This is a genomic window from Acinetobacter sp. SW-226 (assembly GCF_055632855.1).
This window is the reverse complement of record NZ_CM145752.1, coordinates 3596732-3613477: the sequence shown is the minus strand read 5'-3', so window position 1 is coordinate 3613477 and position 16746 is coordinate 3596732. Positions and strand designations below refer to the sequence as shown.

General features: G+C 37.2%; 11 protein-coding genes. 5 read left to right on the top strand and 6 right to left on the bottom strand.

All coding sequences use genetic code 11. The features are described 5' to 3' along the window. Window positions 1-114: 114 nt before the first annotated feature. From ACZ8ZH_RS17140 to ACZ8ZH_RS17115, 6 genes are all read right to left on the bottom strand, one after another. Window positions 115-375, bottom strand: a complete 261-nt coding sequence (locus ACZ8ZH_RS17140; protein ID WP_004907126.1) for a helix-turn-helix domain-containing protein — start codon at window positions 373-375, stop codon at window positions 115-117. Window positions 376-670: 295 nt separating this feature from the next. After that, on the bottom strand, window positions 671-1033 hold the full coding sequence (locus ACZ8ZH_RS17135) for an MbcA/ParS/Xre antitoxin family protein (RefSeq protein ID WP_004907123.1): 363 nt from the start codon (window positions 1031-1033) through the stop codon (window positions 671-673). Between the two features lie 130 nt (window positions 1034-1163). Beyond that, a complete protein-coding gene (locus ACZ8ZH_RS17130; RefSeq protein WP_004907120.1) occupies window positions 1164-4379 on the bottom strand; it encodes a tyrosine-type recombinase/integrase in 3216 nt (1071 codons plus the stop codon). Further along, window positions 4363-6690, bottom strand: a complete 2328-nt coding sequence (locus ACZ8ZH_RS17125) for a hypothetical protein (RefSeq protein ID WP_004907117.1) — start codon at window positions 6688-6690, stop codon at window positions 4363-4365. The genes ACZ8ZH_RS17130 and ACZ8ZH_RS17125 overlap by 17 nt, the downstream gene beginning before the upstream one ends. After that, window positions 6690-7358, bottom strand: coding sequence for a hypothetical protein (locus ACZ8ZH_RS17120; protein ID WP_010588950.1), 669 nt, complete (start codon window positions 7356-7358; stop codon window positions 6690-6692). The genes ACZ8ZH_RS17125 and ACZ8ZH_RS17120 overlap by 1 nt, the downstream gene beginning before the upstream one ends. A 553-nt stretch (window positions 7359-7911) precedes the next feature. Beyond that, entirely contained in the window at window positions 7912-9330 is a 1419-nt protein-coding gene (locus ACZ8ZH_RS17115; RefSeq protein WP_016165642.1) for a hypothetical protein, read from the bottom strand. 304 nt (window positions 9331-9634) lie between these two features. Here ACZ8ZH_RS17115 and ACZ8ZH_RS17110 point away from each other — a divergent pair, with 304 nt between their 5' ends. From ACZ8ZH_RS17110 to ACZ8ZH_RS17090, 5 genes are read left to right on the top strand one after another with little or no spacing between them, the layout of a single operon-like run. After that, window positions 9635-10330 carry a TetR/AcrR family transcriptional regulator gene (locus tag ACZ8ZH_RS17110; protein ID WP_016165641.1) on the top strand — a complete coding sequence of 232 codons (696 nt, stop codon included), beginning with the start codon at window positions 9635-9637 and terminating at the stop codon, window positions 10328-10330. Window positions 10331-10334: 4 nt separating this feature from the next. Next, window positions 10335-11732 (top strand): efflux transporter outer membrane subunit, encoded by a 1398-nt coding sequence (locus tag ACZ8ZH_RS17105; RefSeq protein WP_016165640.1) that lies wholly within the window; start codon window positions 10335-10337, stop codon window positions 11730-11732. An 18-nt stretch (window positions 11733-11750) separates the two neighbouring features. Further along, window positions 11751-12809: an HlyD family secretion protein gene (locus tag ACZ8ZH_RS17100; protein WP_005137629.1), complete on the top strand. Its 1059-nt coding sequence runs from the start codon at window positions 11751-11753 to the stop codon at window positions 12807-12809. Beyond that, the gene (rbbA, locus tag ACZ8ZH_RS17095; protein WP_016165639.1) at window positions 12806-15562 is read left to right on the top strand and encodes a ribosome-associated ATPase/putative transporter RbbA; all 2757 of its coding nucleotides are present in this window, start codon (window positions 12806-12808) and stop codon (window positions 15560-15562) included. Before ACZ8ZH_RS17100 ends, rbbA begins: the two co-directional genes overlap by 4 nt. A gap of 1 nt (window position 15563) precedes the next feature. Continuing rightward, window positions 15564-16688: an ABC transporter permease gene (locus ACZ8ZH_RS17090; protein ID WP_016165638.1), complete on the top strand. Its 1125-nt coding sequence runs from the start codon at window positions 15564-15566 to the stop codon at window positions 16686-16688. Window positions 16689-16746 lie beyond the last annotated feature (58 nt).

The window sequence follows — 16746 nt, the reverse complement described above, 5'->3', positions numbered from 1 at the left end:
TTATCATTTCGATCTGTAAAATAGCCCTACTTGTATGAGAAATGGGTGTTCAAGTTGTTGTTGATTTTGCATTGTTGGATGTAAATACCAAATGATAAGAGCCTGTAAATAATTTCATTCATCATATTCTGAAAATATTTCTTCAATTTCATCCCACTGTGGCAATTTAAACTTTTTTTTATTCACTTCGAATTGTAAACCCACGCCATCAAGCACACGTTCAAATATGTCAAATGAACCTGTAAAACGGCCATTCTCTATCTCTGAAATTGTTGTTTTATTGACTTTAGTCTTTTCTGAAAGACTTTTCTGTGTATAGCCTAATCCTTTTCTTGCCAAACGTATTTCTTTACCTATTTCGCCTCTTGTAGCCATATCAATTTTTCGCTCCCGAAACTTGTTAGCCATATAGCAAACTTTTAACTAATTATGGTGAATGTTTGCTATATAGCAAACTTCTATAATGATTGTTGAATAGTTATTGAATTTATAAGGGGGATTTACCTCGCATCAGGTTAATAAAATCCAATATATAGCAGCAGTTCGCAATTAATTGACGGAATTAGGCCAGACATATACATCTTGAGAAGAAGGGGGATTCTTATACCTCGCATTTGAATTATTGGAGAGGACTATCACTTTCAAATTTTTCTATAATACTTTGCTTATCTTAAAGTTTAGCCCGAAGACCTTCCACCAATTGTAAAACAGAGGCCAATCCTTGAGGGTTCTGAATCTGTTCTATTGGAATACCACTCATCAATTTATTGGGTGATTTCATAAAATGCTGCATCCAGGCTGTATCCCCACCTGTAAGAGCATCTAGTGATGTGGTAATACGGATTAAAGTGAGGGCGATTTCTCCCTGTTTTGAAGTGGGATCTAATTCAAGAGAGGTTAATTTTTTCACTGAATCTATATTCAGTATTAAGGCTAGTTGATCTTGTGTAAGACCAAGGCGCTCAGCAGCAGCTAAAACTGCCTTAGCTAATATCATTTTCTGTTTTGCAGTTTTTTCTGATGTTGTACGCATGACTGATCCCTGTTTCAGACGCTGCTAATTCATAGAGTTTATACTATTTAATTATCGTTGATCAGACATCCAATTTTTACTAAAGATATATTAAATTTGACTTTAGATAAGGAAACAACGGTTAAATTATTTAACAGCATGTAGTGATTTCTAGTCCTGCAACTTGGAGTTCAAGAGATCGAGGTCTACCGATACAGGCTAAATGTAAACAGAATTTAAACGCTGCCAGTGCTTTGGCATCTTTTGTTGAGTAAAGCTGGAGACGAACATAATCTTCTTGAGTCGTAGGATGCTCTGTTGTGCTCGATTTAGTCAGCTTCAGTAATAAAGGTTGTTTCTTTTTATCTAACAATTGTACCAAGTCTTGTCCAAGCAAATGCCAAAATTGATGGGGAAACAGGTCTTTTACCTTGGAATAAAATGATTCCAATTGATCGATTTTATTCCATCGATAATGAATGCCGGTATGAGAAACTGTAACACGACTTAAAAATGTCTCAAGCACCGCTTTTATTTGATCTGGCTTTTTTTCAAATATATTTTGAATATTTTCAAAAAAATAGTTCCTTGCTGTGCGCTCTTCAACGGTATCTATCATGGCGGGTTTCAAAGGTTTATCCAGATGATTTGTGTTGTTGAGATCAAATAATCTTGGGTTATTTTTTTGAGACTTGAGCTGGCCTAGTTGTTTTGCATTTTCATACCAGTAGTTAACCAGTTCTACAGGTAAACACATTTCCTTTGAGACTAGATCTGGATCATGATGAATTTCCAGTAAATTTAAGCATTTAAAAAACCATGCAAATGAAATTTTGGATTCCTTTGTTCCTGCAAAATATTTAAAAAAATCATGAGGCTGAGCGTTAAATGAAACCTCATCTAGAATATCTTCTACGTTACTTTTTAACCAGTCAGTTTGATCGTTGAGTAACTGCTGACTTAAATGGACAGCATGTTTTTCGAAATTGAATGGAGCAGAATCTTTTACTGTGTTTAAAAATTTGAAAGAAGGCAGGTAGCCCATCATTTTCTTTGCTAATTGAGTATCTATGTCTGGGTGATATTGCAGTATTTTATGTCCAGCGATCAGGTAGCTCAGATGAATATAGCTTTTAAAGGTTTCCGTAGGGTCAATGTGACCCAGTAAATGGGCAATCATAAACCAATGATTTTGACCATGCGTATTACGGAGTAACTCTGTCCGAATGGACTGATATTCTTCTGCAGTATAATCCGTAAGATTCTTGACCAGTGGAGCATAATCGCAGTTGAGCAGAATGGATAAGTGATTGGCAGCCGTGTGTCGAAATGAGTGAAAAGAATAGTCATGAGTTTTAAAAAGCTCGTTCATAATCATTCTGAAAGGTGTTGTCACCGTATGTTTGTTCAGCTTGCTATTTTCATTCCAGTTGCTGAATAGGTATAAGTTTTCCTGATTGAGTAATCGTTGCTCGACTACATGATTATGAAATATTTGATATTCATCGGTTTTTAATAAGCAATATACAGGGACTTTGCGTTCAGCACTATCTGTTTTAAGTTGATGTAAGTTTCCTTTCTTTTTTGAGCCGTAGGGCTGAATCCAAACGGATAAACAGCTCAAGCCCTCGATATCCCGCACACGTAAGCCGAGAATTTCATTAATACGCATACCGGTACGGTAAGCTAAAATATAGATGATTTTTAATGTCTTATACGTATTTTCTTGACTATTAGCCCCTGAAAATAAGGTATCTAACTTGTTCATGAAAGCTTGATAAGTCATGGGACCAATGATACGTGCTCTCGGTCTGTTTTGTATGGCAATTGACTCTAATTCGAGAGACTCAGCGTCAAAAACTGTTTGTTGAAAGCTATGGAAGCGTTTCAACATTCTGACGGTCTGACCACTGGATTTTTTAAAGTTAAGCTCGCCTGCCTCATCTGCAAGTCGGGTATTCGTAATGATTTGCTGATAGATATTAGCCAGTATCGTATTCAGATCATCTTCGCTATCTAGATATTGTAAAGAATGGGTTAGCCAAGGCTCGGCAATACGCGAATAATAAGTGTAAATCGAACCGTCTTTTAAACGCTTATTCTGCTGAAACGATTTTTGAAATTGGTTTACGCAAAAATTAAAACGTTCAGCCAGTGGCTGAATCTGTTCTAATTCTGGTTTATAAAGGCTGATGAGCCATAAGGCGACACGTTTACTATACTCATTAAATTTATTAGTATTTTCAATGCAATATTTAATGATTAATGCATCGATACTTTGATCAGTTTGTGATGTACGAATCAGTTGTAAAAGGTCTTTGTGAATCTTTATAACATCATCCAAGGCTTGCTGAATGTCATCATTAGAGTAGGATTCCCTCACAGTAGATGGTGATTTTTCTACATTTGAATCAGTAAGAGTGTCCTGCTGATATTTAAATTTTGGATGAAGAAATCTTTCAAATTCTATTTCTGATAAGCCACAGGTTGCAGTATTCTCAATGAGGCATTGTGAAAGTGCAGGATCAATGTCAACTTTCGGGAGTTGCATCCAGTTAAAGTTGGCGTAGTCGCGTAACAATTTATAAGTTTTGAGATTAAATGGTAACTTAATCTTATTAAAAATAAGCTGTAGATAGTCTTCTACATTCTGGTTTACTGTACGAATATTTCTGCTATTAAAATGAATTAACCATAAGCGTGTAATTTGATCCGGAATAAAATTACGCGATTTACGGATGGTTTTTTCATCAATAAAGAGATCTCCATAAGAGGGGGAGAGCGGTTCTAAAAATATAATGTTCAGATCTTCGATCTTTCTGATTTTTGCCGGATCTTTTAAGTGTTCAAGCAAAGCTTCTAAAGAGGATTTTTGATTTAAGCCTGAGTAAAGCAGGGCAGAAATAACAATATTTCCAATGATTTCATCATCAGAAAATGTCTTGCTATCTTTCGCTAGAATCCAGTAGTCCCAAAGCTTATCAAGAACTTCATCAACCTGATGTCCCTTCTCGATCCAGTCCATTGTAAAAACCGGCTGATCACGCTGCATCTCAAATGTCAGATTTGGTAGGGGCAAAGTCTCACGACGATTTAAATTGATTTGCTTGATATATGACCGAAAAAATTCATGCGCATATTTTTTCCAGGCCAAGCTTGGAGCTTTGCGTTTAATAAACTCATAAATTGCTGGATAGAAGGATTCAAGATGCCCTTTTTGTTCCAAATCTTGTTCTTGGAAGTATTGAATTAGCTCCTGTTCTACATCTGCTCGAAGCTGTTTTTCCTGATCGAGTCGGTCTTGTTTTCTACGTGCTTCGGCATATAGTGTTCGAGTTTGCTTAGTACGTTTATTGAGTGAGGACATCTAGTTCAATACCGGTAATATTAAAATGATCTTTCATTTGTTCAAGAATATGAGCAATGCTTGAATATTGTGAAATAGATAAGCTGGAATAAGGATGAGCAGCTTCTTGCTGCATCGGTTCATGACCGAATAAAGCTAAAATTTCAATTTCGTTAATTTTATTGCTGAGAAACGCACGGGCAGTATGCCGGTGCCAGTTTTCATGCTCCAAACCTAACTCAGGATGAAAGTTTTTTACAATTGATGGCCTTAATGGGTGCCATTGACCATCCTGAAAGATATTCAAAAGTGGAAGCTTGCTCTCTAAAATATGTTGAATATATTGTGGAATTTCTGGCTGACTAGGAGCAATTTGAGTTTTAAAATAATGTAAAAATTCTATGAATTTCTGGAGTTCTTGTGCGACAAAATGACCCAGTGGAATTAAACGTCCATAGCCTTGACGCCCACCCACCTCTTTATCAGAAACCATGCATATTTTTCTTTTCAGGTTAAAGCTTTTTAAAAAACCTGGAAATTCAGCGACGGGTCGTGCAGCAGTAAAGAGCAACAAGAAATGCCACATCCACAGATTGTAATGATTGAAAATTGCTATCCAGTCGTCTTCTTTTTGTGAAATTATTCTGAATTTGAGTGTGGCAAAGATATTTTGAATCACATTTGAAGTAGGTGCTTTGCGGCTACCAAAGTTTTTTTCTGCAGCATATTCGATATTCTGGTAGTCATCGGATAACGACTCACACAGCTCTTTTAAAATTGAGACATATTCAGTCTGTAAAGTCAGGATATTTTGATGACAATAAGAAGTAGAAGAAGACTTATTTGCATCAATACCGGTGAGAAGGTCAGCAAGCTGTTTATTTCCAGTGCGTTGCAAAATAGTCTGATGTAAAAGAGAGCTAATTCTTATTAATGATAATTTTGGAATATAAAGTTTGGCTCTCAGCTGTTTCAAATGTTGCTGAATGTCCTCTTCCGTAACGGTGTTACCATCTCGTAGCGAAGCAATAAATGAATTCGGGATCGGGATGTCCAGATGAACTGTTTGGTTGAGCAAGCCATCTGGATAAGCAAAATCCTTATTTTCAAAAATTGAAAATTTACTTCTCAGAAAATATTGCCCATTGCTTTGCTTGATCTGTTGGCGAGAATTCAATTTTTTAGCACGTTTACTTTGTAGATGTAGCCACTCCTGGATTTTATTTCCGGTCAGAAATGACAGCATCAGGATCAAGGATGCCTTCTTTTTTTTGGTTTCTTTATCCTTGTCTTTAGAGTCTTCTTCAATTTCAACAATGTAATTTTTATATAGTTCAGTAAGTAGAGCACTTATACTTGTGATATTAGGAAAGAGGCTGCTGTATGGCAGCAAATGTTCTTTTCGTTGAATATGTTTGGCAACCAGAGGCAGCACATAGCTCTGGCTGGATTCTGAATATTCAGCCAGAGGGGTAACGATGGTTGGGTCTACAAGTATTTGACGTGTATCTTGGTCATCTAGTTGTTTTTCTATATTGAGAGCTTTAGATTTTTGCCCTTTTTTAATTTCTGAACTTTCTACAATCAGCTGATCTTCGTCTAAAAATTCATGTTGCAGTTGAGTCTCGATGCTCTCTTTGGCAATTTTTGCTTTATTTTCCAAAACATAATTAAAGGTGATGCGGATCACTTTGAGCAGGTTTTGCATAAAATCATTAGATGACTCTTTATCACGTTCTTCATCAATAACCTCATTCAAATACCGAATAAATTCAACTAAGGAAAGGGATGGATCTTTAAGATACTTTTTCCAAAGAAGCATATATTCAGGAGTATTTTGATATTCTTTTTCGGAACTCAGAACCCGATTGGCGGTACGGAAGCGCTGGAATAAACGTTTTACAGTGTTGAAATGTTCTGTGTGATCATCTTTAAAAAGTTCAGGTTGAATGTCTGGAAGCGCAATTAGGTAAACTGCTGCTTTTAAGACCAGGATATTCCAGATTAACGCATTTTCTTCTGACTTTGCTAATTGTGCAATTGAGTTCACATACCAAGTGACTGGTGTTGCGCGAACAGTATGTTTTCGAGAGGAGACCAAGGCAGCGGGTCTAGCAACAACAGAACTGGTTTCTAGATCAAAATCTAATAGATCGAGATTCAGCCCTTCCAGACATTGATCAGTTGGATATGAAATCAGTAAATCAGCAACATATTGAATATGTTTGGTACGTTGGAGCTGCTCGTCACCAAAGAGTTTTTCCAGTGTCTGTTTTAATGATACCCGCGTAATATCAGCAGCATTTTGATGGCTTGGGTTAGATTCTGACATTATGCTTTCCATAGCTGATCTGGCGTGAGAACGAAGTCGGGATTGTTTAGAAGCTGCTGCACAATTCCACTGGTTTGCTGCAGTTGATCAAGCACATTCTGTCTTTTCCGGTTTATAACTTTATTGCGGTAATTCAGTTGATTTTGTGTGCATGACAGCAGTTCTGCAAGCAGATCCAAGCTCATAGTACGGTGAGGTTTGAAAGAATTTTCTTTGTTTAAAGCCAGGATAACTTCAGATGAAATATGGGCATTAATCAGCGATTGCATTTTTTTAGGGTTAAGTCGGTCCAGTTCATGATAAAAGGACAGAAATTTTATGAATTCTGAACTTGCCACTTTTTTTAATAGCTCAATTTTGTCCTCATCTTGAGGAAAAGAATGAACAAGTACGTTAATATTTTTTGGTATATGCTGAGACCAATATAGAAACCACTGAAAATTATTTGTAATGGTAAAACCAGAGAAATTAGGATCTTTCCATACGTGAAGTTCGAGACTTGGATTTAATGTAGACAAATCAGTTTTTAAGGATTTAAAAGCCTCTTGATAGCAAAGATAAATTCCAGAAAAATAAGGATGTACACTGATTTGGATTTTATTAAAATTTTTACACAACAATTTTTTAGGTGTGCCAAATTTTTCATTGAAATCAAAAGCCGTTTCCATAGTCCCCATAAGTGTAAAAAACAATCAATTGAATATTCTTATAATTTTTTGAAATATTAAACAAGATTGATATACCCCATATCTTGTGTATATTTACAATTAATATACAATATATTGTTATTTTTATATAATTTTAAGAACTAAATAACAACCTATAACATGCTGTATATTTGAAGATATAGAGGTTCTTACTTGGGAAATTAAACAATTGAAACAGGTAGAAGTTGTTACAGATATTCTATGCAATCAATCTCCCACTTGAGTTTTCAGCCTTATTCGCACATTGGAGGTATAGTTTCAAGCCTGATGAAAACGGAGCTTGGAAATTTTTATTAGCTAAAGAACTGAAAGAAGTTGAATATTAAATTAATACAGCCTCAAAATTAAAATGGACCTCTTTACCTAGAGGGCTATTATTTTGAGTTCATAGGGGACAGCTCTAGTTATCCCAGTATGAGACAGCCTCATTCTGCCCTGTTTCAAATGCTTTTGGACTCATTCTTTCGAGATGCTAATGGCACCTGATTTGATTATAAAATATCTTTATATAATCTTATAAGTTTTCTAAGTGACCTAAATTTTTATTTTGTACGCTATGAAGGATAGTTTGCAAAATTTCAATTCGTGCAGCATATTTACTATCATTGGCAATGATGTGCCAAGGAGAAATATCTGTGCTCGTATATTTGAACATATCTGATGCTGCTTGTAAGTAGGCATCCCACTTTTCTCTATTACGCCAATCATCTTCTGTTAATTTGAAGCTTTTTTGAGGTGTATTTTTTCGCTTGTAAAAACGACGTAATTGTTCATCTTTTGAAATTGCTAGCCAAAATTTTATAACAATTGTATTTGTATCAGACAGTTGTTTTTCGTACTGATTTATTTCTTCATAAGCATTTTGCCATTCTATTGGGTTAATTAAATCTTCTACACGTTCTACAAGTACACGTCCATACCAGCTGCGATCAAAAATATTAAGTGCCCCATTCGTTGAATGCTTATTCCAAAAACGCCACAAATAAGGACGTAATCGTTCAAAATTTTCTGGTGCTGAAATACTATGAATATTATATTCGTGTAGCCCTAGAAATTTAATGATGCGCTTAATTGAACTGCCTTTACCTGCGGCATCCATACCTTCAAAAACTAATACAACGTTATGTGATGAATAACGTAGAACATCTGCGACTTTCCTTTCTAGTTGTTTAATGGTTTTTTTATACTCTATGTGGCTAATTTCACTTTTTTTTATTTGAGTTAAACTTGAAGGAATAGGTGCCGCCTGATATTTTAATTTACTCTTAATTTGTACAGGTGGTAGTTTTAGATGTTTAAGTATTAATTGAGAAAATTGTGTATTTCTTTCTATATTGTTTTCACTATTAATGATTACCCAATCGTGGGTGAATCTATTTCTTAAAGTTTGAATTTGATTGTATAAGGTTTTAGTTTTCCATTTTTTTTGTGGAAAATCATCCCATGTAAAACGTGGAACTCTTTGGATTTTATTAATAATATCAATATTTTTTGTGCGAATTTTTACTTTGCTCCATGAAACATCAAACCAAACTTTAATAATATCTACATTATTATTTTTTAAGTAACTTTCAAATTCATATATACGCTTTAAGTGTTCGTTGAATGCATTATTTTGTATTTTTTCATCATTTAATATAGTTGACGCTAGTAAATCAGTATACCAATTCCCATAAAAAAACAGGATTTGTCCATTTTTTGGAATGTCATTTATGTATGGTTGCCAAATTAATTTATTTTCTTTGACTCTATTTGGGGTTTCAGCCTTAATTTTTAAATATCTAGGATCCATTAATTCACTTAGCTTTTTGATTGATTGATTTTTTCGCGTTAGTTCAATTCCGCCAATTATTACTAATATACTTTTTGATTTAGAATTCTTGAGTTTATATTGTTCTTGAATTAATTTAATGGAGAGGTCTTGATAATTCATTTTAAGTCTCGTTTAAAAAAATTTTAATAAAATAATTATAAATTCAGTTACAGTCAATGTTATTTTTTTATGGTTAAAGTTGTTTTGCAACAACTTTTTTTTGTGCCATTGAAACAAAGCCGACTAAAAAGATCGGTATTTTTTATTATTATTTTTATTAGTATGTTTAATATAAGTTATTGTTATTTATTGATATTTAAAATATTATAATATAAATTTTGACCTTTTATTATTTTAAGTTTATATTCTTTTCAGAAAATTTGTTGACAGCAATATTTTTATATGTCTTTGGAAGGGGGCTGTTGTGAGTCTTGAGATTTCAACTGTTTTAGAACATAAAGAAAACTTGAATAATGATTTTTTTAAGAAAAAGACACAGGTTAGAGCAATTGAATCTGATTTTAAGATGGTGAATCAGACTATTAAGCTTCTATCAGAAGGTGGCGTTAATGCAGTTACATTAGAGGCAGTAGGTGTGAATGCTGGATACAGTCGCGGTTTAGTTTCTCGGCGCTATGGTTCTAAGGATCAATTACTTGTTCGAGTTTTAAATTATTTGGAAAACTGGTTAAATGAGAAATCTAAAATTGCAACTAATAATAAATATGGTTTAGATGCTATTAATTCATTTATTTTAAGTATTTCAGATGATTTTTATTTGTATCGTGAAAAATATAGAGCATATTTTTGGTTGAGATTTTATGGTTTAGAGCAAAATAAAATTTTAAATGAATATCTGGTAAGATCTCATAATATGCGTGAGGAAAACATTATTAAATGGCTTAAAGAAGCATTAGCTCTAGAGGAATTATCACGAAATGTAGATATTGAAATGGTACATGATTTTATTAAAACATCATTGATGGGTTTAGTTCATAACTGGATGGTAGATCCTAATTTTAATATTGAAATTAGATTGAAGCAGTTAGTTTATATTCATTTAAAAAATATGTTTTCAAATTCTCATTTTTATCATTCTGTTAATTTTTGGGGTGAATAATATTATGCAATTTACCCAATTAAAATATAGTAGTTTTTTAATTATATTCAGTATTACTGGTTGTCAACAAATAGATCCTTATCAAAAGCCTAAAATTTCTTTATCTCATAATTATCCGATTCAAACTCAGCACTCTTACCAAGCACTTTCTTGGATTGATTATGTCAAAGATCAACAACTTATTAATATTGTCGATCTGGCACTAGTGGCGAATCAGGATTTAAAGATTGCTTCATTACGTATGCATGAAGCACAAGCGGCTTATAACATTCAACGTGCTGAACTTTTTCCGAATATAGGTGGTACTGCGAGCATGGAACGCAGTCATGTGCCTGCCGACTTATCTTATGTCGGTAGAGAAGTGACATCCAGTCAGTATTCTGTGGGTCTTGGCATGAACCAATGGGAGCTGGATTTGTGGGGTCGTATCCGCAGCTTGAATGAAGCGGCTTTGCAGCAATTTCTTGCAGTTGAAAGCAATGTGCGTGCAGCACGCAATAGTATTATGCAGCAAACTGTTCAAAGTTATTTAACGTTATCTGAACTGGATAAACGCATCCATTTTGCTCAGCGCTCTGTACAGAATTATGAAAAATCAGTACGAATTTTTAAGCGCCGTTTTGAGGTGGGTGCAGGCTCTAAAGTGGAATACATGCAAGCAAAAACAATGCTCAGTAATGGTCAAGCTTTAGTGGCTGAAATACAGAAATCCCGTGCACTGACTGCAAACTATTTAGTGCAATTGGTGGGACAGCCGATTTCTTTGCCTAAAACAGATTTAGATCAAGTGACTTTTAAAACAAGTATGCTACAAACGGGTTTGCCTTCAGACTTATTGTTGAACCGTCCTGATATTCATGCTGCGGAAGCAATGCTTAAATCTAAGCATGCCAATATCTATGCGGCACGCGCAGCATTTTTTCCACGTATCGCACTGACGGGCAGTTTTGGAACAGCCAGTGCAGATTTAGACGATTTATTTAAATCTGGCAGCAGTGTTTGGTCGTTTGCTCCAAGTATCAGTGTGCCGATTTTTACTGCGGGTCGTCTAAAAAATAATTTGACCTTAGCAGAAGTGCGTAAAGAGATTGCAGTGGCAGAGTATGAAAAGACGGTACAGAACGCATTCCGTGAAGTCTCTGATGCACTGGTTCAACAGAAATATTTAGATCAACAATTACGGATTCAGAAACAAGGACTCAGTGCTTTCCAGGAAACTGCACGGCTGGCACAACTGCGTTATGACAACGGTGCTGTGGGATATTTAGACGTTTTGGATGCACAGCGCAATTTACTTAGTGCAGAACAGCAATGGATTGAAACGCAAAGTAGCTTAATGCAGTCCTATGTCAGTCTTTATTTTGCCTTGGGTGGTGACACCGCATTTGCAAAAAAAATTTAAAATATTGGGTAATTAAACATGAATTTTAAGAAAATAACCATTGCTGGGTTCATCGTTGTTTTAGGGTTGGTCGCTTATCTGATCTGGAAAAATATGAATAAGCCAGACACTGATGCCTTAGTCAGTGGCAATGGACGTATTGAAGCCACTGAAATTAACGTATCTAGTAAGCTATCTGGTCAGTTAGAAGAAATTTTGGTTAAAGAAGGTGACTTTGTCGAGCCTGGTCAAATCTTGGCGCGGGTTAAAATTTCTGCTTTAGAGGCCCAATTGCGTGAATTGGAAGCACAACAGCGTCAAGCCCAGGATGCGATTGCGACAGCGGAAGCACAAGTGTCAATGCGCATTAGTGAAAAATCTGCTGCTGAGGCAATGGTACAGCAGCGTGAAACCGAATTGATGGCCGCTAAAAACCGTTTGGCGCGTACTGAGGTTTTAGCCAAAGAGGGAGCCTCATCAAAGCAGCAACTCGATGATGAACGTGCCTCTGCGCAGCAAGTAGCAGCGGTATTAAGCGCAGCTAAAGCACAAGTGCAAAGTGCGCAAGGTGCGATCGTGGCCTCTAAAAGTCAAGTTTCAGCGGCTCATTCTCAAGTTGATGCAATCAAAGCATCGATTGAACGTATTAAATTTGATATGGATGATGCGCAATTACGTGCTCCATTAAAAGCAAGAGTGCAGTTCCGTGTTGCACAGCCGGGTGAATTGGTGGCAGCAGGTGGACGTGTTTTAAATCTGATTGATCTGTCTGATGTGTATATGACCTTCTTTTTGCCGGAAACTGTCGCAGGGCATATCGCCATTGGTACAGAAGTTCGCATTGTGTTGGATGCCGCGAAAAATGTGGTGATTCCTGCCAAAGTGTCATTTGTTGCAGATACTGCACAGTTCACACCAAAATCGGTGGAAACTGAAAGCGAACGCCAAAAATTGATGTTCCGTGTTAAAGCGAAAATTGATCCGACTTTATTAAACAATAATATTGAACAAGTCAAAACAGGTTTGCCGGGTGTGGCATATATCAAAATTGATGATCAGGCAGTGTGGCCGACATTTTTAGAGAAAAAAGCTAAATGATGACACAACAATCTGAAAAAGGATCGTTTGTTGCAGAAATTGAAAATGTCAGCCTGAAATATGGAAAAACAGTCGCGCTTAATAAAGTGTCGTTAACGTTACCTGCAGGTTGCATGATTGGTTTGATTGGTCCAGATGGGGTAGGTAAATCTAGCTTATTGGCTTTGCTGTCAGGTGCTAAAATTGTGCAGCAGGGGAAAGTAACAGTCTTGGGTGGTGATATTGCAGATAAATATCATCGAATTCAGGTCTGCCCATATATTGCCTATATGCCGCAGGGTCTAGGAAAAAACCTCTATAAAACATTAACTGTTGAAGAAAATTTACAATTTGTGGCCCGGTTATTTGGACATGATGCCATCGAGCGCCGCAAACGAATTGATGAACTGACCAAGAGTACAGGTTTATACAATTTTTTAGATCGCCCAGCAGGAAAACTTTCTGGCGGGATGAAGCAGAAATTGAGTCTATGCTGCTCTTTAATTCATGATCCGGATTTTCTGATTTTAGATGAGCCTACAACAGGGGTTGACCCTTTGGCGCGAGCGCAATTTTGGGAATTAATTAACCGTATTCGCAAAGTTCGTCCACATATGAGTGTAATTGTTGCTACTGCTTATATGGATGAGGCACAAGGTTTCGACTGGCTTGCAATGATGGATGATGGGGAAATTTTAAAAACTGGCACACCGCAGGAGCTGCTCAGTCAAACCCAAAGCATCAGCTTAGAAGATGCATTTATTAAATTGCTGCCAGAAGAAAAAAAAGCCGGTTATGAACCTGTCGTGATCCCGCCCTTGCCAGATTATGGTTCAGATACCTTTGCACTTGAAGCGAAAGATTTAACAGTAAAATTCGGAGATTTTACTGCTGTAGATCATGTTAATTTTCAAATTAAACGTGGTGAGATTTTTGGCTTTCTAGGTTCAAATGGCTGCGGTAAATCTACCACCATGAAAGTGCTGACGGGCCTCTTAGAAGCATCGGAAGGGCAGGCATGGCTGTTTGGTCAGCCCGTTGAAGGCAGCAATATTGAAACCCGGCGTCGTGTGGGCTATATGTCGCAGGCTTTTTCCCTGTATAGCGAACTGACTATTGTGCAGAATTTGGTATTGCATGCCAAATTATTTCATGTGCCACAAGAGCAAATTGAGCCGCGTGTACAACTGATGCTCGAGCGTTTTGATCTTGAGAATGTGAAAGAAAAACTGCCTGATGATTTGCCCTTGGGGGTTCGTCAGCGTTTATCACTCGCAGTGGCACTGGTGCATAATCCTGAAATTTTAATTCTGGATGAACCAACATCTGGGGTTGACCCGATTGCGCGTGATAATTTCTGGCGCTATTTAATCAATTTGTCGCGTAATGATGGGGTCACGATCTTTATTTCAACTCATTTTATGAACGAAGCGTTGCGCTGTGACCGAATGTCAATGATGCACGCTGGACGAGTGCTTGACAGTGCGTCACCAGCACAGCTGATAAAAAACCGCCATGCTGAAACACTTGAAGAAGCTTTTATCGGTTATTTGATTGATGCTGGTGCAGGCACTAAAGATCAGCCCAATGATTTGGCGAAAAGTATTGCTGAAACAAATGGCAGTAAAGAACTGAATGCCAAGCCAAAAAAATTCAGTTTGCGCCGGTTATTGAGTGTTGCCTGGCGTGAATCTTTGGAGTTGGCGCGTGATCCGATTCGCGCCACCATGGCTTTAATGGGGTCATTAATTTTACTGCTGGTCATGGGCTACGGCATCACCATGGATGTTGAAGACCTCAAATTCGCTGTGTTGGATCGTGACCAAACGAGCTTAAGTCAAAACTACAGCATGAGTATTGCAGGGTCGCGTTATTTTATCGAACAGCCAGCGCTGCAAAGCTATGATGATATTGATCAGCGTATGCGTAGTGGGGATATTTCCTTGGCGATAGAAATTCCGCCAAATTTTGCTCGTGATGTTGCTCGTGGTGAACAGGTGCAAGTCGCTGCGTGGATTGATGGTGCGATGCCACAGCGTGCAGAAACTGTGCAAGGTTATGTGCAGGGGATTCACACGTATTGGCTGATGCAAAAAGCATTGGAACAAAGTGGTTATAAAACATCTAGTACTGTGAGTGTTGAAACTCGTTACCGCTATAACCCAGATATTAAAAGTTTACCTGCGATGACCCCCGCAGTATTGCCTTTATTATTACTGTTGATTCCTGCCATGTTGACTGCTTTATCTGTGGTGCGAGAAAAAGAATTAGGTTCGATTGTGAATTTGTATGTCACACCAGTGACGCGGACAGAATTTTTAATTGGTAAACAGATTCCATATATCTTGTTGGCAATGTTGAACTATTTCCTTATGTGTTTGGTCATGGTTACTTTATTTGATGTACCTGTAAAAGGTAGCTTCTTTGCTCTGACCTTAGCTTCTTTTTTGTTTGTAATTTTTGCCACAGGTATGGGCCTATTGGCATCTACTATTACCAAAAGCCAGATTGCTTCAATGTTTTTAGTCATGATTGGGACTTTGATACCAGTTATGCAGTTTGCTGGAATTATCAATCCTGTATCGTCTTTGGATGGGTTTGGACGCTGGTTTGGGGAAATTTATCCGGCAACGCATATGGTCAATATCAGTCGTGGAATTTTTAATAAAGGTTTGGGCTTTGATGATTTGAAACAGGCCATTTGGATCATGGCCATGGCTGTTCCGGTAGTAATGTTTGCTGCTATTGCCTTGCTGAAGAAACAGGAGCAATAAGATGTTCACAAAATTACAGAATATCTACCAGCTCGGCTGTAAAGAGCTTTGGAGTCTCTGGCGCGATCCAATCATGTTGGTGTTAATTATTTACACCTTTACTGTATCAGTTTACACATCATCAACTGCTGTAAAAGAAACATTGAATATGGCGCCGATTGCGATTATTGATGAGGATCATTCAACTTTGTCGGAACGGATTTCTTCAACATTTTATCCTCCGAATTTTACCAGTAAAACCACAACGCTTAGCACGATGGATGCGGGTATGGATGCAGGTGAGTTTACTTTTGCAGTAAATATTCCACCCAATTTTCAGCAAGATGTATTGTCTGGCGAAAGTGCAGAGATTCAAGTGAATGTTGATGCGACTCGTATGATTCAAGCCATGTCGGGCGCAGGCTATATTCAGCAGATGATTCAGTCTGAAGTGAATGAATATGTGCTGCGTAACCGTGAAGTTACTAATCTGCCTATAGATTTGGCGATACGCTCCCGTTTTAATCCAACACTGGAAAATCAATGGTTTATGAGTGTCATGCAGATTATTAATAACGTGGCAATGCTTTCAATTATTCTGACTGGTGCAGCGCTGATTCGTGAACGTGAGCATGGCACCATTGAACATTTGATGGTGATGCCAGTAACGGTATTTGAAATCATGATGTCCAAAGTCTGGTCAATGAGTCTTGTGGTATTGATCGCAGTATTTGTTGGCTTAAAAGTCGTGATTCAGGGTGTATTGCATGTCCCGATTGATGGTAGTTTGCCGCTCTTTTTCTTTGGCGCCTTACTCACACTGTTTGCAACCACTTCGATGGGTATTTATATGGCAACCGTTTCAAAATCTATGCCGCAGTTTGGTTTGTTAATGATGCTGGTACTAATTCCAATGCAAATGCTGTCAGGCGGATCTACTCCACGCGAAAGCATGCCGGAAATTGTGCAGCAGGTCATGATGATTGCCCCAACTACACACTTCGTCTCTTTGGCTCAGGCCATTTTATACCGTAATGCAGGATTCGATGTGGTGTGGCCATCATTTGTATGGTTGTTAGGTATTGCGTCAGTGTTTTTTTATGTGTCTTGGAAGCGCTTTAAAGACACGATTCATACCATGGCGTAAAGAGTTTCCCTTTTGCAGGCAGATGACTCCCTGAATAGTCTGCCTGCTTTTTTTTATT